The organism is Janthinobacterium sp. GW822-FHT07H11 (assembly GCF_058798615.1).
Genome location: NZ_CM179507.1, coordinates 3,316,636 through 3,342,185 on the forward strand (window position 1 = coordinate 3,316,636; position 25,550 = coordinate 3,342,185).

Below are 25,550 nucleotides of genomic sequence, written 5' to 3' on the forward strand. Positions count from 1 at the left end.
TCGCCGTGCGTAATCCGACACCGCCTGTCATGCCAGCAATATGTCGGATTACGCGGGGCTTTTGGCCCCGCTAATCCGACCTACAGTTACAATCCTCGCCAGCACCCCCTCCCCAAATACGGCCTGAAACGGCAAATCCTTGCGCTGCGCATAACCGATGTAGCAGTCGCACTTGAAGCGCGGGCAGCTGCGCTCCCGCAGCATGTCCGCCAGGTCATCCTCATATAGATTCCCCAGCCGCTCGGGCACGAAGTGGCAGCGCGCCAGTTCGCCGTCGCCGTCGACGGACAGCGACGCTTCGCCCGCCAGGCACGGTTTGCCGCGCGAGGGCGAAGGGCGGCGGTTGTGCGCAAACCACGGATCGATGGCGTCCAGTTCGGCCAGGTCTGGTGCGCTGTAGTAGCCGGGGCCACGGCGGTCGTAGGCGTTCAGCCACAGGTAGACGTGGGCGGGCAAGGCGGCGCGCAGGGCGCGGATGGCGTCCAGGTGCGCGTTCATGGCCACCACGCCGACGCCATAGCGCACGCCCATGGCGTCCAGGCGCGCACAGCGTGCGAGAAAGCGGGACAAGGTGGTCTGGTCCGGGTGGTAGGTGCACCACAGGCCGACCTTTTCCAGCCCGTCCATGTGCTCCAGCCAGTCCAGGGGGCCGGACAGATTCGTCTGCAGCGCCACCTGGCGCACGTGCGGCAGCGCCGCCAGTGTCTGCATCGCGCTCCGGTAGTGGCGCCGCACCAGCGCTTCGCCCCACGGTGTAAACAGCACGCCGATGGGGCGCTTCTGTGCCGCCACCCAGCCGGTAAAACGCGCCACTTCGCGCGCATCGCGGGCCAGCGCCGCGCGGCTGTCGCGCTTCTTGGCGAACGGGCAGTAGCCGCAGGCGTAGTTGCAGCTCGATAGCGTGCCCCGGTACAGCAGCGACAGCATCGGTGCCGGCGCTGTCAGCATGCCTGGCCGCCTTCGGCCATCAGCGCGCGCACGGTATCGGACGCCAGCCACGGGCCGATGGTGTCGGCGTAGCTGTAGCCCCGCTCGTTCAGCCGCAGCAGCGGGCCGTTTTCTTCCACCAATTCCAGCGCGTGCAGCTCGGCCAGCTGCGGCAAGTCTGCTTCGCAGCGGCTGCCGAAGCGCGCCGCGTAGGCGTCGCGGTCCAGGCCCGGTTCCGTCAGCAGCGACTGGATCACGTAGCGGCGGCGCTGTTCTTCCTCATCGAGCTGGTAACCGTGTTCGGCCTGCGCGAAGCGCGCCTCGTCGAGCGCCAGGTAGTTGTCGATGATGTTGATGGTATCAAGGCGCGCCACCGCGTATTCGCTGGAGTAATGGAGGCTGGCCGTGTACGAGCGGGCGCCCGCGCCCAGGCCCACCATGCCGTCATTCTGGCAGCAGTACGAGGGACCATTCTGCTCGGGCGCATGGGGCGCGCGGAACATGCGCATGGAGACCTGCTCGTAGCCCTGGGCGCGCAAATGGTCGCGCGCCGCCGCGTACAGGGCCAGGCGGCTGTCGCCGTCCTGCGCCAGCATGATGGGGTTGAGCGATTGCGCGCCCTGGCGGCGCGCCACTTTTCCAAGACCCGTCTGTTCGCGCACGTAGAGCGGATACAGGTAGATTTCCTCGGGCCGGAAGGCCAGCGCGCTGTCGATGGAGGCCAGCAGGCTGGCGATGGTTTGCCCCGCGATGCCGTAGATCAGGTCCAGGTTCAGGGTGGGAAAGCCGGCCGCGCGTATCAGGCCGATGGCGTGCTGGACGGTGGCGTTTTGCTGGGGACGGGCCAGCGCGCGCATTTCGCCGGCGGCAAAGCTCTGGATGCCCAGGCTGACCCTGTCGATGCCGTGCGCGCGGCAGACGGCAAGGCGCTCCGCCGTGATGGTTTCGGGCGAGGCTTCGATGCCGGCCGGCGTGTGTTGCAGGTCGATGCCGAGGATGTCGCGCGCGCCGCACAGCAGGGTGTCGAGCTGCGCCGGCGACAGATAGGTGGGCGTGCCGCCGCCCAGCGCGAAGCGGGCGAAGCGCCGTTCGCCCAGCGCGCCGTTGAGTGCGCGCATCTGCAGCAGCACTTGCCGCACATAGCGCTCGACCATGTCGGCGCTGGGGCGGGCCATGGCGAACAGGTTGCAAAAGCCGCAGCGCATCTCGCAAAACGGGATGTGGATATACGCGAACAGGGCGGAGCGGTCTTGCCGCGCCCACAGGGGCGCCAGCGGCGCCGCCTGCGGCAAGGCGCGGTAGGCGGCCTTGTGCGGATATGAATACGAATACGCCTGGTAGGGCGTGTGGCGCATGCGCTGCGCCAGGGTGCCAGGCTGTTCGGAAGGGTTCACGATGGGGACTCCTGGGAAATGGTATCGGTAGCGGGGGCGATGAAAAAGTGCGCATACGGCACGTTCCACACGCTGTCGTGGGCGATGCGGTGGCCGCGGTAGCCGTCTTCGCCGTAGGCGCTGCCGTGGTCCGAACAGACGATGGCAAACGTGGGCGCGCGCGCGGCGCAGGCGGCAAACAAGGGCGCCAGCGCGCCGTCGACGTAGCGCAGGGCGGCCGCGTGGCTGTCCAGGCAATCGGCGCGGCAGCCGGGCAGGTAGGCGCGGTTGGGCGTATGCAGCGCGCTGACATTGATGAACAAGAAGGTGCGTTGATCGTTTTGCGCCAGCAGCTGGGTCGCCAGCGCCACCTGTTTTTCGGTCGAATGGCGGCTGGCCACGCCCATGCCCGCGCTCCAGTGGCTTTCCTGGAACAGCGATGGCAGCACGCAACCCAGCGCCGTCTGTTTGTTAAAAAAGCCCACGCCGCCGATGCAGAGGGTGCGGTAGCCGCGCGCGGCCAGCGCGGCGGGAATATCCGCTTGCGCGAACGCGTACGTGTGCTTCGATGTCGTTTCGCTGCCCGCAAAAGCACTGGCGAACAGGCGTGGATGGCGGCCCGGCGCGGCCGGCGTGGGCAAGAAGCCCGCGAAGAAGGCCTGGTGCGCCGCGTAGGTGAACGTGGCGGGCGAGTGGCGGCGTTCCCAGCCGCCGGGCGGCAGAAAACGCCCCAGCACGGGCAATTCGCCCGCCTCGTATAGCGCTTGCGCCACGTCAAAGCGCAGGGTGTCGAGCGTGAGGAAGACGATGTCGTGGCTGCCGACGATGGTGTGCATGTCGGGAATGGCCGGTGTTTCTTTAAGCATGGGTCAGTTGCGCTGTGTAAGTATCGATGCCTTGCCAGAGCAGGCCGGGTAGCAGGTCGCCGAAGGCGTTCGCTTCCAGCACATGGGCCTGGCCGTGGCGCACGACGAGGTCGTAGCCCGTCACGTGGCTGTGGGGGAAGGCGCGCGCGGCCAGGGCGGCGGTCTGTTCCAGCGCGGCCAGGCCGGCGGCGTCCAGCAGGCCGGACGCGTCGCCGCGCCGGTTGTCGAGGTGCAGGTTCGTCATCATCTGCTGCCCGATGCGCGCCACGCGGTGCGCGGGCTGGCCCGCCACGGTCACGACTCTCAGGTCGTAATGGCTGTCGCCGCAGCGGGGCTTGTTCAGCCACGCTTCCGCATACAGTTCCTGCGCGGCCAGCGCATCGACGAGGGCGGCGATGTCGTGTTCGGATTCGCAGCGGGCCATGCGCTTGACATTGAACAGGCGCGGCCGGCCATCCGCGCGCGACAAGGCGGCCGAGGTGGTGGCTTGCTGGCGCCCGGCCCGGTTGCGGCGGTAGGCGACGACGCCGGAGGCCGACGAGCCGTAGCGCGGTTTTAAATACACGCGGTCAAGCTGGTGTTCATGCAGCAGCGATTGCAGGTGTGCGTAGCCGTGCACGGGGCCGAGCAGGGTGGGAATGGCGATGCCGTGCGCGGCCAGGTGGCGCTGGCAGGCCAGCTTGTCCGTCATCAGGCAGATATCGGCCGGGGCATTGAGCACGCGCGTTGGCGGCAGCTCAAGCAGTTGCGCCGCCAGGGACGCCATGGCGGCCGCGAAACCGGCAAACCAGGCATCCATGGCCAGCAGCTCGCCGTGTGCGGGCGCGGCGACCGGCGGACGCTCCAGCAGGCGGCAGCCCGCTTGCAGCAAGAGCAAATGGGCGGCAGGATCGTCGCCGGGTGGTTCGATTTTGAGTGTGCCTGGCTGGCGCAAGGCTGGCTCCAGCAGCGCCGGCTGCGCCAGCCAGTCGCGCCATTCCAGCACCTGCGCGGGCGGCAGGCGCAGCTGCGCGCGCGCCGCCTGCATCAGGCGCACGCGCTTGCTGCCCTGTGTCGCCAGCAGGGTGAGTTGCGTGTGCAAAGGGGAAATCCGCTTATTCGCCGACCGCCACGTAGCGGTAGCTTTCGCCGTCGTCCTCGTCCGCTTCCTGCGGGTCGTCCAGCACCACCTCGAAGGGCAGCGCCTTCAGTTTCGCCTGGTTTTCCTCGGAAACGTAGTGGTGCGACAGGTCCAGTCGCTTCAAGCCGCCCAGCTGCGTGTGATGGAGCACGGCCACGGCGCCCAGGTCGCCGATGGTGCCCAGCGACAGGTCGAGAATATCGAGCTGCGCCACCAGCGGTTCCTCGGCCAGCCAGACGGCCAGGTCGTCGGCGATTTCCGCGTCGCGCAAGCCCAGGTATTTCAGGGTGGGCACGGTCAGCTGCGCCAGCACCTTGCGGTACAGGTCCACGTCGCCCGAAAAGCCATAGTCGTCCGTGCCCAGCCACAGTTCCAGGTGTTCCAGCTGCGGCATGCTCGATTGCGCCAATGCCTCGGCGATCTTTTGATCGAGGCCGCCCGCCTCGATGGTGAAGCGGCGCAGGTGCTGGTGCGCGAATGGTTCGATGACGAGTTCATTGCCGCCGCGGATGCGCAATTCTTCCAGCTGCGGGAAAGCGTCCAGCAGGGGCTTGTAGCTGCCTTGCACGATCCACGAGATTTCGCATTCCTCGTACGTCATGTCGCCGATGAAGATGGCGCGCAACTTGGGCAGTTGCGGCGCGTGGGCGATCAGGGCGGCCATCACTTCGTCGGCGCCCGATTCGTAGGGGTCGCCCCACATGCCGATGATCAGCGCCTCGAGTGCGCCCTTGTCGGCCTTGGCGAGGAAGCCGGCGATCAGCTCGTCCATCTTGCGCTCGTCGTCGTATTCGAGCGACAAACGGTAGACGATGCCCGGTGACGCATCGAAGGGCAGGTCAGGGTCGTACTGGACGACTTTCTTGTCGTGGAAGGTGGTGGTGCTGTCGGAAATGGTCATCGCTGTGGCTCCGTGTAGGCGGTGGAGGCCTGGATGCCGCGCGCGATGCGGCGGAGGGACGAGCCGGGATGTGCCGCGACGCTCTGCGAAGACATCCAGGCCTGGAAATCTTGTCTATACTAAAATCTTAGCATAGCCATATGGACATATTGCGCACTGCAGGCGTGCCTTATCGATGGATCACCACCAGCAGGGCCTTGCCCTCGGTTTTTCCAAGATTACGGATGATATGCGGCTGGTCCGCCGGATAGCGGGCCGTGCCGCCATTCTTGACCTTTTTCTTCGCCGTCCCCACTTCCAGCTCCAGGTTGCCGTGGATCACCGTCAAATGCTCGGTGGTGCCCGGGTCGTGCGGCTGCGACGCCAGTTCGCCACCGGGCGCCAGGGTCACTTCATACCATTCGTATTTGCCCGCCAGTTCCATCGGCCCCAGGATGCGCAGCACGTAGCCCGCGTGGTCGCCGGGCAGGGTGGGGGTTTCGTGGGCGTCCGTGATGCGGATGGTTTCCACGGCTTTTTCGGCGCTCGACAGCAATTCGCCGATCTGCACGCCCAGGGCGTTGGCCAGGCGCCAGGTGATGGCGATGGTGGGATTGGCTTTTTCGCGCTCGATTTGCGACAGCATGGACTTCGACACGCCCGCGATGCGCGACAAATCCTCGAGTGTCAGGCCGCGCGCCAGGCGCAGCCGTTGCAGGGTGGCACCCACTTCAGGGGGAGAATTGGTCGAAACGCTGGTTTTCATCGGCAGGTGGCTTGCAAAGTTCAATAGGCTTGGGTAATATCCACTATATTGAATTTCAGTTCGAAATAGTGGATTTTGAGGAAAAACACGGAAGCGTGTAGACTTCAAACAGCGCTTCACGGTACAGCATTGTGCGCGCACCGGTCAAGCGACGGCTTTTCCCCTATGGCGGCCAATACAACACGTATACAACAGGGACACACAAGGATCATCATGAGCGAGCAAGCGAAGAACACCTTTTTCAGCGGTCTGCAACAGAATCTCGATCAACTGCGCCAGCAGGGCTTGTACAAGCCCGAGCGCGTGATCGCCTCGCGCCAGGGCGCCGAAGTGGTGTGCGACGATGGCCGTACCCTGATCAATATGTGTGCGAATAACTACCTGGGCCTGTCCGGCGACCTGCAGACGCAGGAAGCGTCTATTGCCGCCACGCAAAAGTACGGCTACGGCCTGTCGTCCGTGCGCTTCATCTGCGGCACGCAAACCGTGCATAAAGAGCTGGAACAGGCGATTTCCGCCTTCCTGGGCACCGAAGACACGATTCTGTACGCGGCCGCCTTCGACGCCAACGGCGGCGTGTTCGAACCGCTGTTCGATGAAAACGACGCCATCATCTCGGACGCGCTGAACCACGCGTCCATCATCGACGGCATCCGCCTGTGCAAGGCCGGCCGCTACCGCTACGCGCACAACGACATGGCCGACCTGGAAGTGCAGCTGCAGGCGGCCATTGCCGCCGGCAAGCGCCACAAGGTCATCGTCACGGACGGCGTGTTCTCGATGGATGGCACGATTGCGCAACTCGACAAGATCTGCGACCTGGCCGACCAGTACGGCGCGCTGGTCATGATCGACGAATGCCACGCTTCCGGCTTCATGGGCGCGACGGGCCGCGGCACGCACGAGCACCACAATGTGATGGGCCGCATCGACATCATCACGGGCACCCTGGGCAAGGCCCTGGGCGGCGCCATGGGCGGTTTCACGTCGGCGCGCAAGGAAGTCATCGACACCCTGCGCCAGAAATCGCGCCCCTACCTGTTCTCGAACACGCTGGCGCCATCGATTGCCGGCGCGTCGCTGTCGGTGCTCGAGCGCCTGGCCAAGTCGACGGAACTGCGCGACCGCCTGCATGACAACACGGCCTTCTTCCGCAGCGAAATCGAACGCATCGGCTTCACCATCAAGCCGGGCACGCATCCGGTAGTGCCCGTGATGCTGTTCGACGCCCCCGTGGCGCAACAATTCGCCGCGCGCCTGTATGAACTGGGCGTGCTGGTGACGGGCTTCTTCTATCCCGTCGTGCCGATGGGTCAGGCCAGGGTGCGCGTGCAGCTGTCCGCCGCGCATACCCGCGCACAGCTGGTGCAGGTGCTGGCCGCCTTCGAGCAGGCCGGCAAGGAACTCGGTTTGCTGACCGCCACGACCACGACCAACTAACAAGAATTCAGGGGCATAGCATGGAACGCATCTTAGTCATTGGCGCTAACGGCCAAATCGGCAGTGAACTGGTGGGCGCGCTGGCGCTGCAGCACGGCGCGGACAACGTCATCGCCAGCGACATCGGCACGAACAATCTGTACCAGGCCAAGCGCTATGCGCAATTGAATGTGCTGGACAAGGACGGCCTGGCGCAGATCATCGCCGACGAAAACATCACCCAGGTGTACCAGCTGGCGGCCATGCTGTCGGCCACGGGCGAAGCGGCGCCGCTGAAGGCGTGGAGCCTGAACATGGATGGCTTGCTCAATATCCTGGAGCTGGCGCGCGAACGGGGCGAAGCGGGCAAGCCGCTGCGCATCTTCTGGCCCTCGTCGATTGCCGCCTTCGGCCCGAACACGCCGCAGGTGAACACGCCGCAAATGACGGTGATGGACCCGACCTCGATGTACGGCATCAGCAAGCTGGCCGGCGAGCGCCTGTGCGAATATTATTTCAACAAGTATGGCGTGGACGTGCGCAGCATCCGTTACCCGGGCATCATCAGCTACAAATCGCCGCCGGGCGGCGGCACCACCGATTACGCGATCGCCATCTTCCATGCGGCCTTGCGCGGCGAGCGCTATGACTGCTTCCTCGATGCGAACACCACCTTGCCGATGATCTACATGCCCGACGCCATCCGCGCCACCATCGAACTGATGGACGCGCCGGCGGCATCGATCAAGATCCGTTCGTCCTACAATGTGGCCGGCGTGTCGTTCAACCCCGAGCAGCTGGCGAAAGCCATCGTGCACATGGTGCCGGACTTCAAGATCAGCTACAAGCCGGACAGCCGCCAGGCCATCGCCGACAGCTGGCCGCAAAGCCTGGACGACAGCAAGGCCAGCGCGGACTGGGGCTGGAAAGCGCAGATCGGCGTCGAGCAGATGGTCACCGACATGCTGGCCCATGTCGACGTGGGCCATGCCGCCAAGGCAGCCTGAGTCCCACACAAGCATTGATAAAAACATACCAATATAAAGAGACAGCATATGGACATGAGCGTATTCGACCTGTTTAAGATCGGCATCGGGCCGTCGAGTTCCCACACGGTGGGGCCGATGGTGGCGGCGCGGCGTTTTCTGGTCGAATACGGTCCGCTGGACCAGGTGGTGGGCGTCGAGGCGGCCCTGTATGGCTCGCTGGCGCTGACGGGCGTGGGCCATGCCACGGACAAGGCCGTCATTCTGGGCCTGATGGGCGAAACGCCGCAGGACGTGGCGCCCGACGCCGTCGACAGCAAGCTGGCCGCCATCGAGGCGGCCGGCGAGATCGCGCTGCTGGGCACGCGCGTGGTGCCGTTTACGGCCGCCACGGGCTTGATCTGGCACAAGAGCGAATCCTTGCCCGAGCACCCGAACGGCATGCGCTTCACGCTGAAACTGCTTGATGGCAGCCGGGTCGACAAGGTGTATTACTCGATCGGCGGCGGTTTTATCCGCGAGGCGGGCGAGGCGCAAGCTGAGACCCAGTCGGAAGCGGCCGTGGAATCGGCGGCCAGCGCGCGCGTCGTGTTCCCCTTCGATACCATGGAGCAGTTGCTGGCGCATGGCGTGGAAAGCGGCCTGTCGATCCCGGAAATGCTGCGCGCCAACGAGTGCGTCAAGCGCAGCGAGACGGAACTCGATGCAGGCCTGGACCGCATCTGGCACGTCATGCGCGACTGCATCGCGCACGGCCTGGAAACGACGGGCCACCTGCCGGGCGGCCTGAACGTCAAGCGCCGCGCCGCCAAGCTGTGGCGACTGGCGCAGGAAGCGAAGGCGTCGGACAACCGCGCCAATGACTTGCCGCACGACGCCGTGCACCTGGTCAGCCTGTACGCGATGGCCGTCAACGAGGAAAACGCGGCCGGCGGGCGTGTCGTGACGGCGCCGACCAACGGCGCCGCCGGCATCATCCCGGCCGTGCTGCGCTACTACGCGCAGGATTGCCGCCCCAGCGACCCCGTGGGCGGCGTGCGCCGCTTCATGCTGACGGCCGCGGCCATCGGCATGTTGTGCAAACGCAATGCTTCGATCTCGGGCGCGGAAGTGGGTTGCCAGGGCGAAGTGGGCGTGGCCTGCGCCATGGCGGCGGCCGGCCTGGTGGCGGCCCTGGGCGGCACCAATGAACAGATCGAGAACGCGGCCGAAATCGGCATCGAGCACCACCTGGGCATGACCTGCGACCCCATCGGCGGCCTGGTGCAGATCCCGTGCATCGAGCGCAACGGCATGGGCGCCGTAAAAGCCATCACGGCCGCTTCGCTGGCGCTGAAGGGCGACGGCACGCACTTCGTCAGCCTCGACGAAGTCATCGAAACCATGCGCCAGACGGGCGCGGACATGCAGGACAAGTACAAGGAAACGTCGTTGGGCGGCCTGGCCGTGCACGTGATTACCGTCAACCACGCCGCTTGTTGAGGGCGACGCGATAAACCTACTGCGCAGCCCACTCTCGCGTTGGCGTTGCTCGCTGTACCCTGGTACAGCTGCGCTACTCAACGCGATATCGGGCTTGCTCGCTACGGTTTCTCGCGCCGCCGCGACGTCCCGTGCGATTCCTTAAAATCGTGTCGTCGGCGTAGGTCGGCTTAGCCCGCAGGGCGTAAGCCGACATCACCCCTGCAGCAAATAACCTCACTCCTCCTCAAACAACTGCTCCAGCCTTCTGGGGTAGTTATTCAGGAAATCGCGCGTCACGGCATAGTGTTCCGTGTCTTCATACGCCACCTCATGGATGCCGCCGCCCGTAAACATGAGGATTTTCGCGTTCGGGTAGGCCAGCAAAATCGGCGAGTGGGTGGCGATGATCAGCTGCGAGTCGTCCTGCACCAGCTGGTGGATCACGGACAATGCCGCCAGCTGGCGGCTCGGCGACAGGGCCGCCTCGGGTTCGTCCAGCAAATATAAACCCTTGCCCCGCAGCTTGTTGATCAGGGTCGCCATGAACGCTTCGCCATGCGATTGCGCGTGCAGCGACTTGCCGCCGTAGCTGCCCAGGTATTCGGGCATGGCGTCCATGTAGGTGGCGACATTGAAAAAGCTCTCGGCGCGCAAGAAATAACTGTCATCCGGTTTCTTGTAGCTCTTGCTCAGGCGCAAGTGTGCGTGCAAGCCCGATTCCTCGTCCGACGGCAGGGCGATGCGCACGTTGCGCGTGCCGCCATCCTTGCCGAAGCCCAGTCCCACGGCCAGCGCCTCGAGCATGGTCGACTTGCCGCTGCCATTTTCGCCCACGAAAAACGTCACATCGGGGTGGAAGTCCATGTGCACGAAGTCGCGGATGGCGGGGATGGTGAACGGATAGTGATCGAGGTCGACGACGGCGTCGTGGCGCAGCGCGGCGCTTTGCAGATACGGTTTTTTACTCAGCGACATGAGCGCTTCCATGAATGGCCCGCAGGAGGGCCGACAAACACCAGTGTGGCGCAAATCCGGCGCATGCGCCAGTACGCGGCCCCATCTTTATGCGGGACGTTGATCTCGCCATAAGAAATTTCCAAAACACAATGTTTTTGCCTCTGCCCGGCGCTGCTGTTTGACAACAGGGGCGGGGCGCAGGACGGCTGCGTGCGCATGCGATTCGCCTTGGGCGCCGCCTGGCACTATAATATCCGCTGCCATTCATGATCAACCGCACTCAGCTCAACTGGACTCTTCAAATCTATGCACTACGTGTCTACCCGCGCTGATAAAGCGCCATCGAATCCGCAGCAATTCTCCGACATCCTCCTGGGCGGCCTGGCCCCCGATGGCGGACTGTATCTCCCTGAACACTACCCGCAAGTCACTGGTGCCGAGCTCAATGCCTGGCGCACATTGTCGTATGCCGACCTGGCCTACGAAATCCTGAAGAAGTTCGCCACCGATATCCCGGCCGCGGACCTGAAGGCATTGACGGCGAAAACCTATACCAAGGCAGTCTACAAGAACGCCCGCGCCGGCGAAAACGCGGCCGACATCACGCCGCTGCGCGTGCTGGAAGAAAACCTCGTCAAGGGCGGATCGACCACGCTGATGCTGCAGGCGCTGTCGAACGGCCCGACCCTGGCCTTCAAGGACATGGCCATGCAGCTGCTGGGCAACCTGTTCGAATACACCTTGGCCAAGACGGGCGCCGAACTCAATATCTTCGGCGCCACCTCGGGCGATACGGGCAGCGCGGCCGAGTACGCGATGCGCGGCAAGAAGGGCATCCGCGTCTTCATGTTGTCGCCGCACAAGAAAATGAGCGCCTTCCAGACGGCGCAGATGTTCAGCCTGCAAGACCCGAACATCTACAATATCGCCGTCGAAGGCGTGTTCGACGACTGCCAGGATATGGTGAAAGCCGTGTCGAACGACCTGCCGTTCAAGGCCAAACAGAAGATCGGCACCGTCAACTCCATCAACTGGGCGCGCGTCGTGGCGCAAGTCGTGTATTACTTCCGCGGCTACCTGGCGGCCACCACCAGCAACGAGCAAAAAGTGTCGTTCACGGTGCCGTCTGGCAACTTTGGCAATATCTGCGCCGGCCATATCGCCCGCATGATGGGCTTGCCGATCTCGAAACTGGTGGCGGCCACGAATGAAAACGACGTGCTCGACGAATTCTTCCGCACGGGCGTCTACCGCGTGCGCAAGTCGGCCGAAACGTATCACACGAGCAGCCCGTCGATGGATATCTCTAAGGCGTCGAACTTCGAGCGCTTCGTCTACGACCTGGTGGGCCGCGACAGCGACCGCGTGCGCGCCCTGTTCACGAAAGTGGAAACCCATGGCGGCTTTGACCTGTCCGGCAAGCCTGGCAGCGACGGCGACGAATTCAAGCTGGTGGCCAAGTACGGCTTCAAGTCGGGCAAGTCCACGCACCAGGACCGCCTCGACACCATCCGCGACGTGGCCGACGACTACGGCATCACCATCGACACGCACACGGCCGACGGCATCAAGGTGGCGCGCGAGCACCTGGAGGCCAACGTGCCGATGATCGTGCTGGAAACGGCGCTGGCGGCCAAGTTCAACGAAACCATCCTCGAAGCGCTGGGCGTGGACGCGGAACGGCCAAACGGCTTCGAAAACATCGAGGACTTGCCGCAAAAGTTTGTCGTGATGGGCACGGACGTGGAAAAAATGAAGGCGTATATCGCCGCCAATACGGGCTTGTGATGAGCGATCCGACTGCACAACGCAAACCCATGCTGTCGGTGGCCGAGGCGCAAGCCTTCATGCTGGGCGCGGCGCGCCCGGTGGCCGAGGTGGAGCTGGTCGACACCATGCGCGCCAACGGCCGCGTGCTGGCCACGGCGCAGACGTCGACCCTGAACGTGCCCGAGCGAGATAATACGCAGATGGATGGCTATGCCGTGCGCGCCAGCGATTGCGCCAGCGGCGCGGCCAGCCTGCCCGTGTCGCAGCGCATCGCGGCCGGCCACGTGGGTCAGCCCCTGCAGCCGGGGACGGCGGCGCGCATCTTCACGGGCGCGCTGATCCCCGAAGGCGCCGACTGCGTGGTGATGCAGGAGCAGTGCAGCGTGCTTGACGGCGTGGTGACGGTCAATCACGTGCCGCACGCGGGCGAATGGGTGCGCCGCCAGGGCGAGGATATCCGCGCCGGCGGCGTCATCCTCGGCGCGGGCCGGCGCCTGCGCAGCCAGGAAATGGGCCTGGCCGCCTCCGTGGGGCTGGCGCAGTTGCCGGTGCTGCGCAAGCTGCGCGTCGCCGTGTTTTTTACCGGCGACGAACTGGCCATGCCCGGTGAACCTTTGGCGCCGGGCGCCGTCTACAATTCGAACCGCTTTACCTTGCGCGGCCTGCTGGAAAACCTCGGTTGCGAGATCACGGACCTGGGCATCGTGCCCGACAGCCTGGAAGCGACAAAAGCCGTGCTGCGCCAGGCGGCCCAGGGCAATGACCTGATCATCACCTCGGGCGGCGTGTCCGTCGGCGAGGAAGACCATATCAAGCCGGCCGTGGAAGCGGAAGGGCGGCTGAACATGTGGCAGATCGCCGTCAAGCCGGGCAAACCCCTGGCGTTTGGCGAAGTGCGGGACGCCTTCTTTGTCGGCTTGCCCGGCAATCCCGTCTCGAGCTTCGTCACGTTTTTACTGTTCGTGCGCCCGTTCATCCTGCGCCTGCAGGGCGTGGCGGGCAATCTGGCGCCGCGCAGCTACCAGCTGCCGGCCGCGTTCGAGCGCCTGAAGGCGGACAAGCGCAATGAGTTCTTGCGCGCCAAGGTCAATGACGAGGGCGCGCTGGAACTGTTCGCCAACCAGAGTTCGGGCGTGCTGACCTCCACCGTGTGGGGCGACGGCTTGATCGACTGTCCGCCGGGGCTGTCGATCGCGCGCGGCGACATGCTGCGCTTTATCCCGTTTAACGAATTGCTGTACTAAGGAAGTCTTGATGAAGATCAATCTGCGATTTTTCGCCAGCGTGCGCGAGCTGGTGGGCACGGCCCAGGAAGTACTCGAAGTGGCAGGGCCGCTGACGGTGGGCGAGGTGAGAACCTTGTTGATCGGCCGCGGCGGCAATTGGGAATATGCGCTGGCCCAGGGCCGCGCGCTGCGCATGGCGCATAATCAGCTGATGTGCGATGCCGACACGGTGATCGGCGAAGGCGACGAAGTGGCGTTCTTCCCGCCCGTGACGGGCGGCTGATCGCGCTTGCCAAATGAAACGGCCACTTCATCGAAGTGGCCGTTTTTTCATGACGATCTGGTTTTCGGTTTGCCGGCCGTGCTGTCGCCGCAGGCGGCGCAGGCGACGGCCTTCTTGTAGCGCCAGTATTTCGAGCCGATGAAGATGGCCGATGCCACCAGCGACCAGGCCAGCGCGCTGAGTATGTCCGCCTGGCTGGTCGTGCCCTTGCTGTACTCGACCACCGTCAGGATGATGAATAAGATCGAGCTGGCCAGCAAATAACGGGAAATCCAGAATCCTGCACCCATGTGTTTCTCCTCTTGTCGTCTCGTCGTCTCGTGAAGTCAAGCCGCTGTTCGCCGCAGCATGTCCGCGCAGTATGCATCATTTTTCGGCATTCTTGCCATCTGCTGGCCTTATCTCGACTAAAATGCCGGGGTTTTCACCGTCTTCCCCGCTTGCCATGACCCATTCCAGCCTTCCTCCCTTCCACATCGCCGTCATCGGCGGCGGCCCCGCCGGCCTGATGGCCGCCCAGGCCGCCGCCGCCCAGGGGGCCAGGGTGGAATTGTTTGACGCCATGCCGTCCGTCGGCCGCAAATTCCTGCTGGCGGGGCGCGGCGGCATGAACATCACGCACGCGGAAGGCTACCAGGCCTTCGTCTCGCGCTACGGCCGGCAGGCGCCCAGCGTGAAACCGGCGCTGGACCAGTTCGGCCCGCAAAAGGTGCGCGACTGGGTGCATGGCCTGGGCGTGGACACCTTCGTCGGCTCGTCGAACCGCGTCTTTCCGACCGACATGAAGGCAGCGCCCCTGCTGCGCGCCTGGCTGCACCGCCTGCGCGAAGCGGGCGTGCAATTTCACATGCGCCACCGCTGGACCGGCTGGCAGGACGGCCAGCTGGCGTTTGCCACGCCGGACGGCGAACGCCGTTTCACCTTTGACGCCGTGATCCTGGCGCTCGGCGGCGGCAGCTGGGCGCGCCTGGGGTCGGACGGCGCCTGGGTGCCGCTGCTGCAAGGGCAGGGCGTGGCCGTGGCGCCCCTGGCGCCGGCCAATTGCGGCTTCGACGTCGACTGGAGCGCGCATTTCAGCGGCCGCCATGCGGGCGAACCGCTGACGACGGTGGCCATCACGGCGCATGACATCGATGGCTTGAAGGTCAAGCGCCAGGGCCAGTTCGTCATCACGGCGGGCGGCGTCGAGGGCAGCCTGATCTACGCCTTGTCGGCCGCCCTGCGCGAGCAGATCGCGCGTGACGGCCACGCCACCATCTGGCTCGACCTGGCGCCCGACCACAGCCATGAGCGCGTGTTCGAGGAAGTGACGCGCCCGCGCGGCGCCCGCTCCATGTCCAGCCACCTGCAAAGCCGCCTGGGCATCAAAGGGGTGAAATCGGGCCTGCTGCGCGAATGCCTGGGCGCGGCCGACTTTGCCGACGAAGCCAGGCTGGCGGCCGCCATCAAGCTGCTGCCCGTGACCTTGCGGCGTCCGCGCCCCATCGATGAAGCCATCAGCAGCGCCGGCGGCGTGGATTTTGACGGCGTCAAAGGCAGCATGCTGCGCGCCATGCCCGGCGTCTTCGTGGCGGGGGAAATGCTGGACTGGGAAGCGCCGACCGGTGGCTACCTGTTGACGGCCTGCCTGGCGCAAGGCAAGGCGGCCGGCGAGCAGGCTGTCGGTTGGCTGGAGGAGCGAGTGAATGCCGAAAGTTAATGCCAAATAATCTCGCCTGAACCCGAGCGCTGCGCGTCGCGCTGGCGCGGGTTGCCATGCACGTGGATGTCGCCGCTGCCGCGCAGGCTCAGGTTGGCGGCGTCGCGCACGAAGACGGTGCTCTGGCCCGAGCCTTGCAGGCTGACGCTGGCCTTGTCGGCCGCCAGGTGCTCGGCATCGATGTCGCCGGAACCGCTCAGGTCGGCCCGCAGGAACTTGCTGTTGCCGCTGGCGGCGATGCGGCCCGAGCCCACCATTTCCAGCACCACGCTGTCGCTGTTGCCGCCATTGATGTCCAGGTTGCCGCTGCCGTTGACGGTGGCTTGTACCTGCTTGTAGCGTCCCGTGAAGCTGACGTCGCCCGAGCCGGCCAGTTCCAGGATGAAACTGTCGCCGGAAAAGCCCGTGATCTTGCTGTCGCCGTTGCCGTGTACTTCCACGCGCGTCAAGGCCGGCAGCACCAGTTCCACCTGCAGCGGCTGGCGGTGGTGGAACAGCATGCCTTTTGGGCCGATGTGCAGGGTGGCGCCATCTTGCGTGGTATCCACGTTCGACAGCAGGCGCTGCTCGCCGCTGACCTTCAGCGAGGGCGTGGCGCCGCGGCGCAGCGTCAGGTCGATGGGGCCGTTCAAGTCGATCTGCGTGATGGCGGCGGAGACCGGCCGCGTGTCGCTGCGCACGGCGCGGCCGGCTGCACTGCTGGGGCTGCTGATGCCCTTGGCGCGCAGGGCCGCATACGACATGGCGATCAGCACCAATGCCAGCAAGAACATGGACAGGCCAACTTTGAGCAAGCGTTTCATGGCAGCCTTTCTAGTGACCTTTGAGCAGGGAGACATTCATGGCGACGTAGCGCCTGATGCCGATGAGGGTATAGCGGCTGATAACCAGGCTGAGCAGGAAGAGGGCGATGCCGCCGAGCAGCATGCCCATGCCGAACAGCGTCTGCGTGGTGCGCGCATCGCGGTCGAGGTCCGTCGAGATGCGGATGCCGCCGCCAGCCAGCGCTTCGGCCCGTTCCATGACGCGCGAGGAGGCATGTGGCGCATCGCGCTCGCCGTCGTCGGGCGCCGTGCCGCGCCGTGGCACCTGGTCCACGTGGATGCCCGTGTCGCCGATGGTGATGCGGGTCTGCCGCGCGTCGCCGTCGTCGGCGTCATCCTGGATGACCAGGTGGCGCAGCGGTCCGTCCAGCACCAGTTCGTTGGCGCCGGACAGGCCGCTGGCCGTGATGGCGATGCCGGCCAGGTAAAGGCTCAGGCTTACCGCGTACAGGGCGGCCAGCAGCGCCGCGTACACGGCGGCGGGTATCACCATGAAAAGGTTGAAGATGGCCAGGCCCAGCAGCGAGACAAGCAGGCGCAGCAGGTTGACCGGCGTCTTCCTGTGTTCGAACGCCTGCCGCTGCGTGTTGGCGCGCAAGGTCATGGCGATTTTTTTCGGGTCGCCCAGGTCGTTGGCGATTTCCTGATCGCTGCGGCCGGCGGCCAGGCCTTCGATGTAGGTCTGTTCGTAATAGTCGAGCGTCTTGGCCGCCAGGTCCGGCGGCATGCCGGCCAGCGCGCGGCGCAGTGCGTCGAGATAGTCTTGCTTGTTCATCATAGTCTTCCTGTCAGTCCGCTTCGCCGCGTCATCCCACTGCCGGCAGCAGCATGCTTGCCTGGCTCAGCATGAATGGCGCATGGGGCGCCTGCGGTATCTGCATGATGATCAAGGTGGCCAGCGCCACGCAAGCGAGCAGCGCCACGGCTTTCAAGCTGTTTTTCAAGTGCAAGGTGGTGTGCATGGTATTCCCCGTGGCATGGCCGTTGTCGATGATCGGACTGTACCCAAGCGCACGCGGATGCACCAGCGCGGTGCGACAGAATGCAAATTCGCGGGGGCGAGCGACACCAGGGCAGGATGCACCGTCAAGTCCGTTTTGCCGCCTTGGCCGTGGTGACAACCCTGGCGGCCGCCACGCCGCTGCGCACGGCCGCCTCGATGGTGGCCGGATAGTCTTGCGTCCGGTCATCATTGGCCGTGTAGTCGCCGGCCAGCAGCAGGCCCGGCACGCCGCTGGCATTGCCGGGACGCAGTAAATCCGGCGTGCAGGCAAAGGTGGCGCGCTTTTCCGTGATCAGCTGGGTCCAGGCGGGCCGCGCCAGTTCCGGGCGCCGCAAGACCTGCGCCAGCTGCGCGGCGATCGCCTGCGCCAGCGGCCCGTGGCCTTGCTCGGCGGCAGGGCCGGACGCGCTGATGACGACGGCCAGCAAGCCCGCCTGGCTGGCGTCGAGCTGGCCCCGGTCGAAGACGAACTGGCCCCAGTGCTGCTTCTGCGGCGCATCGACGAGGGCGCAGAACGGCAAGTCCAGGCGCACCGAGGCGTCGTATTGCAGGTAGCAAGTGCTGATCGCTTCCGGCGTGAAAGCTTGCATGCGCTCAATGGCGTCGGCCAGGCGCGCGTCCTGCAAGCCTTGCAGCAGGCTGGCCGCCTGCACGGACGAGGTGGCGACGATGACGGCGTCAAAGCCGTCCCCGTCATCGACGCCGTCATCAAGCCGCCAGCGGCCATCGGGCAAGGCGTGCAAGGCGGCGACTTTGGCGCCCGTGCGCACCGCGCCGCCATGCTGTTCCACATAGCGGGCGGCCGCCTCGGGCAACAGGGTACTCAGGTCCGTTTTCGGGATCAGCATGTCGGACGCGCGGCGGCGCGATGCGCCCAGGCTGTCGCGCAGCACATTGACGAAGACGCGGGCCGAGGCGCGCTCGGGCGGGGTATTCAGTGCGGCCAGGCACAGCGGGTGCCACATCAGGCGGTTCAAGGTGTCCGTCTGGTCGAAGCGCTGCAGCAGTTCGCTCACCGTGCAATCGTTGTACAACTGCCAGCCCATCCATCGCATGGCGGTGGAAAAGCGCATCAGGGCCAGCTTGTCGGCGCGCCGCAAACCTCGGGCGCGCAGCAGGGCCCACGCCAGGTGCAGCGGCGCGGGCAGGCGCGGCGCGAGGAAATCCATGCCGCCGCTGCCGTCCGGGTAGCGCATCTGCAGGGGCAGGGTGAGGATCAGTTCGGCCGGGTCTTGCCCCGCCAGCTTGATCAGGCGCAAGGTTTCCGTGTAGGCGCCCAGCAAGATGTGCTGGCCGTTGTCGAGCACCGTGCAGTCTTGCCCAACCCCGCGTTCGACCCGGCGCGCGCGCCCGCCCAGGGTGCGCGCCGCCTCGTGGACGGTCACCGAGTGGCCGGCGCGCGCCAGTTCCATGGCCGCCGCGCAGCCGGCCCAGCCGGCGCCGATGACGGCGTAGCGTGGCTTCACGCTACGCTCAGCCACGAACCCAGGTCTTCCACGCCAGCCACAGTTTGCGGATCGGCGTGAGCGAGATGCGCTGTTTCAGCACGTGATAGCCGTCGCGCTCGACTTCATTGAGCACGGTGCGGTAGATGGCGGCCATGATCAGGCCGGGGCGCTGGGCGCGGCGGTCTTCCGCCGGCAGCAGGGCGAAGGCTTCGTCATAGGCTTGCTGCGCGCGCGCCACCTGGAAGCGCATGAGGTTTTCGAAGTTTTCGCTGTGGCGCGCGTTCAGCAAATCGGCCGCCGTCACATTGAATTGCTGCAACTCGCTGATCGGCAGGTAGATGCGCCCCTTGCGCGCATCCTCGCCCACGTCGCGGATGATGTTGGTCAGCTGGAAGGCATGGCCCAGCTTTTCCGCGTACAGCAGCGTTTCCGGGCGGGTCACGCCAAAGATGCTGGCCGACAAGATACCGACCACGCTGGCCACGTGCCAGCAATAGCGGCTCATGGCCTGGTAATCGAGGTAGCGGGTCTGGTTCAAGTCCATTTCCATGCCGTCGATGATGGCCTGCAAATGCTTTTCTTCCAGCTTATAAATATCGAGGTGCGGCTCCAGCGCGCGCATCACGGGATGCGTGGGGTTGCCCTCGTACATGGCCTTGACTTCCTTGCGCCACCAGACCAGCTTGGTGCGTGCCACGGCTTCGTCCGTGCATTCGTCGACCGTGTCGTCGACTTCGCGGCAGAACGCATACAGGGCCGTGATGGCCTTGCGGCGTTCGGCCGGCAGGAACAGGAAGCTGTAGTAGAAGCTGGAGCCGCTCTGGGCGGCCTTTTGTTGGCAGTATTCGTCGGGAGACATAGGCAAAAGAGCAAGGGTTGCAGATCGAAGCCGCTATTCTATCGTCTTACAGAGTGGCCGACGGGGGAAAAGCCGTTTTTACTTGCGTCTCTTGATGCAGGCTTTTGCGCGACATGCGCAGGGCGCGCCAGAAAATGATCAGCCAGTCGCGTTTCTCCAGCTTGGGGCGGCGCCGGAACACATCGTAATTGACGGCTTCGATGGCTTCGAGGATGCGCAAGCCCCCTTGCACCACCAGGCGCAGCTCCCAGCCGATGCGTCCGCGCAAACGCAGGGCCAGCGGCGCGCCGGACAGCATCAGCGCGCGCGTGCGCGCCACTTCGAAGCGCATCAGCGCGCTCCACTTGCCATGCGCCTCGGGCCGCTCGAAGGCGGCGGGCGAGACGGCAAAGCGGCTCAGGTCTTCCATGGGCAGGTAGATGCGTTCCTTTTGCTGGTCGATGGCCACGTCTTGCAAGAAATTAATTAGTTGCAAGGCTGAGCATATCGCGTCGGAATCGCGTACATTCTCTTCATCGGCGGCCTGGTACAGATGCAGCATCAGCAGGCCGACGGGGTTGGCGGAACGGGAGCAATAGTCGAGCACGTCTTCGTAGCTGGCGTAGCGCGTCGTTTCCACATCCTGCTTGAAGGCCGACAGCAGGTCGTGGAACGGCTTCATCGGCAACTGGAACTTGGCGATGACGGCGGCCAGGCGCTCGAACATGGGGTCGTCCAGCGGTTCCTGCCGTTCGATGCGCTCCAGCGCCGCTACATAGGCGTGCAGGGCCGCAAGGCGTTCGGACGCGCTGGCATCGCCTTCATCGGCCAGGTCGTCCGCGCTGCGGGCGAACGCATAGATGGCCTCGACGGCGGGCACCAGGCGGCGCGGCAGTAAAAAGGATGCTACAGGAAAATTTTCGTAATGGTCTACAGGCATGAACACACACTTCTTTAGTCTTGCAGTTTTTTTAATCTCAAGATTAATGACGCAAAAGTCACTAAAAACTTTTGCTCGCGATTATAATTAATAACCAGAAAGTCATTAAGGAGCGAGACGCGCTTCCCATGATCAAGCTGATATTGTCACAAATTTAAGGATATCGCATGCGAAAAAGTTTGGCTCCCTTCATCCGGCAAGCAAAAAGTTTCCTCGCATAAAAATCTAACAGCCCGCATAGTAAAGGAAAATACCTTGTTTGCCCTGAAAACCCTGCGCCGCGAGACCGGCGCGCCAGTTCCACCGGCATTGCGCCTGATTGCCGCCGCCGCCCTGGCGGCCAGCCTTGGCGCCTGTTCCAAGCCTGCCGTGAAAGTGGATGACGTGCGCCCCGTGCGCGCGATTGTATTGTCTAGCAGTAACGTCGATGTGAATGCGGAGTTCGCCGGCGAGGTCGTGCCCCGCATCGCTTCGCAGCTGGGTTTCCGCGTGGGCGGCAAGATCGTGGCGCGCAAGGTCGACGTGGGTGCCGTCGTCAAGAAGGGGCAGGTGCTGATGCAGCTCGATCCCGCCGACTTGCAATTGTCGCAGGCGCAAGCCAAGGCGTCGCTGGTCAGCGCGGAAACGAGCCGCGACCTGGCGCGCGCGGAATTGAAGCGCTACCAGGATTTGCGCGCGAAAAATTTCGTCAGCCAGGCCGTGCTCGATGGCAAGGATGCCACGTACAAGGCGGCGCAGGCGAACGTGGAAGCGGCGCAAGCGCTGTATCGGGGCCAGGCGAACCAGTCCGGCTATGCCAGCCTGCTGGCCGATGTCGACGGCGTGGTCACGCGCATCGATGCCGAAGTGGGGCAGGTGGTGGCGCCCGGCGCGCCCGTGGTGCAGGTGGCCAAGAGCGGCGAAAAGGAAGTGGTGATCGGCATGCCCGAGGATAAGGTCGAGACCTTGCGCGGCGTCAAGGATGTGGTCGTGCGCCTGTGGGCCGATCCCAAGCAGGCGCTGCCGGGCAAGATCCGTGAAGTGTCGCCCGTGGCCGATCCCGCCACGCGCACCTACCTGGCCAAGGTCAGCATCCCGGACGCGCCGCAGGCACGCCTGGGCATGACGGCCGTGGTGCAGTTCGCCTCGCAGACGGCCACGCCGCAAATCAAGGTGCCGCTGACGGCCCTGTTCAATGAAAAATCGCAAAGTTCCGTGTGGGTGGTGGAAAACGGCGCCGTGAAGCTGGTGCCCGTGACGGTGGGCGGCGTGGCGGGCAATGAATTGCTGCTGACCTCGGGCGTGAAGGAAGGCCAGACGGTGGTCACGGCCGGCGTCAACCTGCTCAAGCCGGGCCAGAAAGTGAGCATCCTCGGCGCCGAACTGGCCGGCAAGCCTGAGGTCGCCGCTGCCGCCGTCAGCGTGGGTGCGGCCAAATGAAGGGCGGCTTCAATCTGTCACGCTGGGCGCTCGAACACATTCCGCTGACCCGCTACCTGATGGCCGTGCTGCTGATCGGCGGCATGCTCAGCTATGCCAGCCTGGGCCAGGACGAAGATCCCCCGTTTACCTTCCGCGCGATGGTGCTGCAAGCTTACTGGCCGGGCGCCACGGCGCTGCAGATGGCCGAGCAGGTGACGGACAAGCTGGAAAAGAAGCTGCAGGAAACGCCGTACATCGACGAGATCACCAGTTATTCGAAGCCGGGCGAAACCCTGATCCTGCTGGAGCTGCGCGAATCGGCGCCGCCCAAGGAAACGGCGGCCGCCTGGTACCAGGTGCGCAAGAAGATCGGCGACATCAAGGGCAGCTTGCCGGCCGGCGTGGTGGGCCCGTTCTTCAATGACGAGTTCGGCGACACCTACGGCTCCATCTTCGCCCTGTCCGGCGACGGTTTTACCTATGCGGAAATGAAGGATTACGCGGACAAGGTGCGCCAGGAGCTGCTCGCCGTGGGGCAGGTGTCCAAGGTGGAACTGTTCGGCGTGCAAGACGAGAAGATTAATATTGTCTTTTCTCACAAGAAATTTGCCCAGCTGGGCATACCGTTCGACGCCATCGTGCAGCAATTGAGCGAGCAAAATACGATCAATGCCACGGGCGTGCTGGTCACGCCGACGGACAATCTGCAATTGCGCGTGACGGGCGCCATGCTTACCGTCAAGGACCTGGAAAACCTGGAGCTGCGCGCCAACGGCACCACCTTCCGCCTCGGTGATTTTGCCACGGTGAAACGCGAGTTCGTCGATCCGCCCAAGGACAAGATGCGCTTCAATGGCAAGGAAGTGATCGGCCTGGGCGTGTCGATGGAAAAGGGCGGCAACATCATCGACATGGGCAAGGCCTTGCAGGCAACGGTGACGCGCATGAAGAGCGAATTGCCGGTCGGCATAGAGCTGCAGCGCGTGTCGAACCAGCCGGAAGCCGTGTCCGCCTCCGTGGGCGAATTCGTGCACACCCTGGTCGAAGCCATCCTGATCGTGCTGGCCGTCAGCTTTGTGGCGCTGGGCCTGCACACGAAGCCGCTGCGCATCGACGTGCGGCCGGGCCTGGTGGTGGCGCTGACCATCCCGCTGGTGCTGGCCGTCACCTTCCTGTGCATGCGCATGCTTGACATCGACTTGCACAAGATTTCGCTGGGCGCCCTGATCATCGCGCTGGGCTTGCTCGTCGATGACGCCATCATCGCCGTCGAAATGATGGTGCGCAAGATGGAAGAGGGCTATTCGCGCTTCGATGCGGCCACGTTCGCCTACACCTCGACGGCCATGCCCATGCTGACGGGCACCCTGATCACGGTGGCGGGCTTCCTGCCCATCGGCCTGGCCAAGTCGGCCGCCGGCGAATACACGTTTTCCCTGTTTTCCGTCAATGCGCTGGCGCTGATCATTTCCTGGGTGGTGGCCGTGGTGTTTACGCCCTACATCGGCTACGTCTTGCTGAAAGTCAAGCCGCACGCGCATAACGACCATGAACTGTTCGATACGCCGAACTTCCGCCGCTTCCGCCGTGCCGTCACCTGGTGCGTGGAATGGCGCAAGACGACGATCGCCGCCACCCTGGCCATCTTCGCGCTGGGCATCTATGGCTTCAATTTTATCGAAAAGCAATTCTTTCCCGATTCCAGCCGGCCGGAACTGATGGTGGAACTGTGGTCGCCCGAAGGCACGACGTTCGCCGCCAACGAAAAGCAGGTGAAGAAATTCGAGGCCTTCGTCGGCAAGCTCGACGGTGTGGAAAGCGTGACCAGCTATGTGGGAACCGGTAGTCCCCGTTTCTACCTGCCGCTGGACCAGATATTCCCGCAGACCAACGTGTCGCAAGTGGTGATCCTGCCGAAGAGCCTGGCGGACCGCGAACGGCTGCGCCAGAAGATCATCGACGTCTTCAAGAAGGATTTCCCGGAAGTGCGGGGCAGGGTCAAGCTGTTGCCGAACGGGCCGCCGGTGCCATATCCGGTGCAGTTCCGCGTCACCGGCCCCGAGGTGGAAGGCGTGCGGGCCATCGCCGACCAGGTCAAGGACATCATGCGCGCCAATCCGAATACGGCAGGCGTCAATGACAACTGGAATGAATCGGTGAAGGTCTTGCGCCTGGACCTGGACCAGGACAAGATGCGTGCGCTGGGCATTACCTCGAAAACCGTGATGCAGGCGGCCAACACCATTCTGTCGGGCACGGTCATCGGCCAGTTCCGCGAAGATAACAAGCTGATCGATATCCAGGTGCGCCAGCCTTTGGCCGAGCGGGCGACCATTTCCGTGCTGAATGACACGAATATTCCTACCGGAACAGGCAAGTTCGTGCCGATCTCGCAAATTGCGCGCGCGCACTTTGTGTGGGAACCGGGCGTGGTCTGGCGCGACAAGCGTGAATGGGCCATTACCGTGCAGTCGGACGTGGTCGACGGCATCCAGGGCGCCACCGTGTCGACGCAGCTGGCGCCGCAGCTTGATGCCTTGCGCGCCAAGCTGCCCGCCGGCTACCGCATCACCGTGAAGGGCGTGGCGGCCGACAGCGGCGAGGCGGAAGCGTCGATCGCGGCCAACCTGCCGCTGGCCATCTTCATCATCTTTACCCTGCTGATGCTGCAGCTGCACAGTTTTTCGCGCTCCCTGCTGGTCTTCCTGACGGGGCCGCTGGGCGTGGCGGGCGCCGCCTTTGCCTTGCTGGCGCTGGGCCGGCCACTGGGTTTTGTGGCCAACCTGGGCATCATCGCGCTGTTCGGCATGATCATCCGCAATTCGGTGATCCTCGTCGACCAGATCGAGCAAGACATCAACGATGGCTCGGCACCATGGGATGCCATCATCGACTCGGCCGTGCGCCGCTGCCGCCCCATCGTGCTGACGGCCGCCGCCGCCGCGCTGGCCATGATCCCGCTGTCGCGCTCCGTATTCTGGGGACCGATGGCGGTCGCCATCATGGGCGGCCTGATCCTGGCAACGGCCCTGACCCTGCTGTTCCTGCCGGCCCTGTATGCGGCCTGGTTCCGGGTCAAGAGGCCGGTGGCGCTGGACAAGGGAGGGGCGGGTGCGCCAGCGGTGTAGTGCCCTGCGGCGTGGCCGCCTGGCGCATGCGCCAGTTCACCCGAACGGCGGAAATGCCGGGGTCGTACCCTGAGGGACGCCCCCCGTGCTTGCTTTGGGGGTGGACATGGCGCCAACTGACCGGTGGCGCGCGCTGAGGCGCAGCAAAAAAAGGCGGCATTCCTCTGGGAAATCCAGTAGAATGCCGCCTTTGCTTTACCGAGCGCTTGCTCCGGGCTTGCTCGTTTAGTGC

General features: G+C 64.6%; 23 protein-coding genes. 9 read left to right on the forward strand and 14 right to left on the reverse strand.

Annotation, left to right across the window (positions count from 1 at the left end):
• Positions 1 to 48: 48 nt before the first annotated feature.
• From AC3RCJ_RS14615 to AC3RCJ_RS14640, 6 genes are all read right to left on the reverse strand, one after another.
• On the reverse strand, positions 49 to 948 hold the full coding sequence (locus AC3RCJ_RS14615; RefSeq protein WP_492963724.1) for an STM4011 family radical SAM protein: 900 nt from the start codon (positions 946 to 948) through the stop codon (positions 49 to 51).
• Complete coding sequence (locus tag AC3RCJ_RS14620; protein WP_492963726.1) at positions 942 to 2,321, reverse strand: STM4012 family radical SAM protein; 1,380 nt, start codon at positions 2,319 to 2,321, stop codon at positions 942 to 944. The genes AC3RCJ_RS14615 and AC3RCJ_RS14620 overlap by 7 nt, the downstream gene beginning before the upstream one ends.
• On the reverse strand, positions 2,318 to 3,166 hold the full coding sequence (locus AC3RCJ_RS14625) for an STM4013/SEN3800 family hydrolase (protein WP_492963728.1): 849 nt from the start codon (positions 3,164 to 3,166) through the stop codon (positions 2,318 to 2,320). Before AC3RCJ_RS14625 ends, AC3RCJ_RS14620 begins: the two co-directional genes overlap by 4 nt.
• Positions 3,159 to 4,247 carry an STM4014 family protein gene (locus tag AC3RCJ_RS14630; RefSeq protein ID WP_492963730.1) on the reverse strand — a complete coding sequence of 363 codons (1,089 nt, stop codon included), beginning with the start codon at positions 4,245 to 4,247 and terminating at the stop codon, positions 3,159 to 3,161. The genes AC3RCJ_RS14625 and AC3RCJ_RS14630 overlap by 8 nt, the downstream gene beginning before the upstream one ends.
• Before the next feature lie 13 nt (positions 4,248 to 4,260).
• Positions 4,261 to 5,187 (reverse strand): STM4015 family protein, encoded by a 927-nt coding sequence (locus AC3RCJ_RS14635; RefSeq protein WP_492963732.1) that lies wholly within the window; start codon positions 5,185 to 5,187, stop codon positions 4,261 to 4,263.
• 169 nt (positions 5,188 to 5,356) lie between these two features.
• Positions 5,357 to 5,932 (reverse strand): helix-turn-helix domain-containing protein, encoded by a 576-nt coding sequence (locus AC3RCJ_RS14640; protein WP_230538158.1) that lies wholly within the window; start codon positions 5,930 to 5,932, stop codon positions 5,357 to 5,359.
• A gap of 213 nt (positions 5,933 to 6,145) precedes the next feature.
• Between AC3RCJ_RS14640 and kbl the strand changes: the two genes are divergently transcribed.
• From kbl to AC3RCJ_RS14655, 3 genes are read left to right on the forward strand one after another with little or no spacing between them, the layout of a single operon-like run.
• Positions 6,146 to 7,372, forward strand: coding sequence for a glycine C-acetyltransferase (gene kbl, locus AC3RCJ_RS14645; protein ID WP_492963734.1), 1,227 nt, complete (start codon positions 6,146 to 6,148; stop codon positions 7,370 to 7,372).
• 20 nt (positions 7,373 to 7,392) lie between these two features.
• On the forward strand, positions 7,393 to 8,358 hold the full coding sequence (locus AC3RCJ_RS14650) for an NAD-dependent epimerase/dehydratase family protein (RefSeq protein ID WP_492963736.1): 966 nt from the start codon (positions 7,393 to 7,395) through the stop codon (positions 8,356 to 8,358).
• A gap of 48 nt (positions 8,359 to 8,406) precedes the next feature.
• On the forward strand, positions 8,407 to 9,819 hold the full coding sequence (locus AC3RCJ_RS14655) for an L-serine ammonia-lyase (RefSeq protein ID WP_492963738.1): 1,413 nt from the start codon (positions 8,407 to 8,409) through the stop codon (positions 9,817 to 9,819).
• A 216-nt stretch (positions 9,820 to 10,035) separates the two neighbouring features.
• On the opposite strand, the gene AC3RCJ_RS14660 is transcribed toward AC3RCJ_RS14655, so the two are convergent.
• Positions 10,036 to 10,776, reverse strand: a complete 741-nt coding sequence (locus tag AC3RCJ_RS14660) for an AAA family ATPase (RefSeq protein ID WP_492963739.1) — start codon at positions 10,774 to 10,776, stop codon at positions 10,036 to 10,038.
• 288 nt (positions 10,777 to 11,064) lie between these two features.
• Here AC3RCJ_RS14660 and thrC point away from each other — a divergent pair, with 288 nt between their 5' ends.
• From thrC to moaD, 3 genes are read left to right on the forward strand one after another with little or no spacing between them, the layout of a single operon-like run.
• Positions 11,065 to 12,546, forward strand: a complete 1,482-nt coding sequence (thrC, locus tag AC3RCJ_RS14665) for a threonine synthase (RefSeq protein ID WP_492963741.1) — start codon at positions 11,065 to 11,067, stop codon at positions 12,544 to 12,546.
• Positions 12,546 to 13,772 carry a molybdopterin molybdotransferase MoeA gene (locus AC3RCJ_RS14670; protein WP_492963743.1) on the forward strand — a complete coding sequence of 409 codons (1,227 nt, stop codon included), beginning with the start codon at positions 12,546 to 12,548 and terminating at the stop codon, positions 13,770 to 13,772. The genes thrC and AC3RCJ_RS14670 overlap by 1 nt, the downstream gene beginning before the upstream one ends.
• A gap of 10 nt (positions 13,773 to 13,782) precedes the next feature.
• Complete coding sequence (gene moaD / locus AC3RCJ_RS14675) at positions 13,783 to 14,037, forward strand: molybdopterin converting factor subunit 1 (protein ID WP_492963745.1); 255 nt, start codon at positions 13,783 to 13,785, stop codon at positions 14,035 to 14,037.
• Between the two features lie 47 nt (positions 14,038 to 14,084).
• Here moaD and AC3RCJ_RS14680 read toward each other — a convergent pair whose 3' ends face one another.
• Positions 14,085 to 14,327 carry a hypothetical protein gene (locus AC3RCJ_RS14680; protein WP_492963747.1) on the reverse strand — a complete coding sequence of 81 codons (243 nt, stop codon included), beginning with the start codon at positions 14,325 to 14,327 and terminating at the stop codon, positions 14,085 to 14,087.
• A 155-nt stretch (positions 14,328 to 14,482) separates the two neighbouring features.
• On the opposite strand from AC3RCJ_RS14680, the gene AC3RCJ_RS14685 reads away from it, so the two are divergent.
• Positions 14,483 to 15,736 (forward strand): TIGR03862 family flavoprotein, encoded by a 1,254-nt coding sequence (locus AC3RCJ_RS14685; protein WP_492963749.1) that lies wholly within the window; start codon positions 14,483 to 14,485, stop codon positions 15,734 to 15,736.
• Here the strand turns inward: AC3RCJ_RS14685 and AC3RCJ_RS14690 are convergent.
• The 6 genes from AC3RCJ_RS14690 to hpnC form a co-directional block, all read right to left on the reverse strand.
• A complete protein-coding gene (locus AC3RCJ_RS14690; RefSeq protein ID WP_492963751.1) occupies positions 15,733 to 16,539 on the reverse strand; it encodes a head GIN domain-containing protein in 807 nt (268 codons plus the stop codon). The two genes, AC3RCJ_RS14685 and AC3RCJ_RS14690, sit on opposite strands and share 4 nt — an antisense overlap.
• A 10-nt stretch (positions 16,540 to 16,549) precedes the next feature.
• Positions 16,550 to 17,338, reverse strand: coding sequence for a DUF1700 domain-containing protein (locus tag AC3RCJ_RS14695; protein ID WP_492963753.1), 789 nt, complete (start codon positions 17,336 to 17,338; stop codon positions 16,550 to 16,552).
• A gap of 28 nt (positions 17,339 to 17,366) precedes the next feature.
• A complete protein-coding gene (locus tag AC3RCJ_RS14700) occupies positions 17,367 to 17,522 on the reverse strand; it encodes a hypothetical protein (RefSeq protein WP_492963755.1) in 156 nt (51 codons plus the stop codon).
• A gap of 124 nt (positions 17,523 to 17,646) precedes the next feature.
• Positions 17,647 to 19,029, reverse strand: a complete 1,383-nt coding sequence (gene hpnE, locus AC3RCJ_RS14705; RefSeq protein ID WP_492963757.1) for a hydroxysqualene dehydroxylase HpnE — start codon at positions 19,027 to 19,029, stop codon at positions 17,647 to 17,649.
• Between the two features lie 7 nt (positions 19,030 to 19,036).
• The gene (gene hpnD, locus AC3RCJ_RS14710; RefSeq protein WP_492963759.1) at positions 19,037 to 19,870 is read right to left on the reverse strand and encodes a presqualene diphosphate synthase HpnD; all 834 of its coding nucleotides are present in this window, start codon (positions 19,868 to 19,870) and stop codon (positions 19,037 to 19,039) included.
• Between the two features lie 46 nt (positions 19,871 to 19,916).
• Positions 19,917 to 20,789: a squalene synthase HpnC gene (hpnC, locus tag AC3RCJ_RS14715; protein ID WP_492963761.1), complete on the reverse strand. Its 873-nt coding sequence runs from the start codon at positions 20,787 to 20,789 to the stop codon at positions 19,917 to 19,919.
• 255 nt (positions 20,790 to 21,044) lie between these two features.
• On the opposite strand from hpnC, the gene AC3RCJ_RS14720 reads away from it, so the two are divergent.
• On the forward strand, positions 21,045 to 22,208 hold the full coding sequence (locus tag AC3RCJ_RS14720) for an efflux RND transporter periplasmic adaptor subunit (RefSeq protein ID WP_492963763.1): 1,164 nt from the start codon (positions 21,045 to 21,047) through the stop codon (positions 22,206 to 22,208).
• A complete protein-coding gene (locus AC3RCJ_RS14725; RefSeq protein WP_492963765.1) occupies positions 22,205 to 25,318 on the forward strand; it encodes an efflux RND transporter permease subunit in 3,114 nt (1,037 codons plus the stop codon). The genes AC3RCJ_RS14720 and AC3RCJ_RS14725 overlap by 4 nt, the downstream gene beginning before the upstream one ends.
• The last annotated feature ends 232 nt before the right edge of the window (positions 25,319 to 25,550 follow it).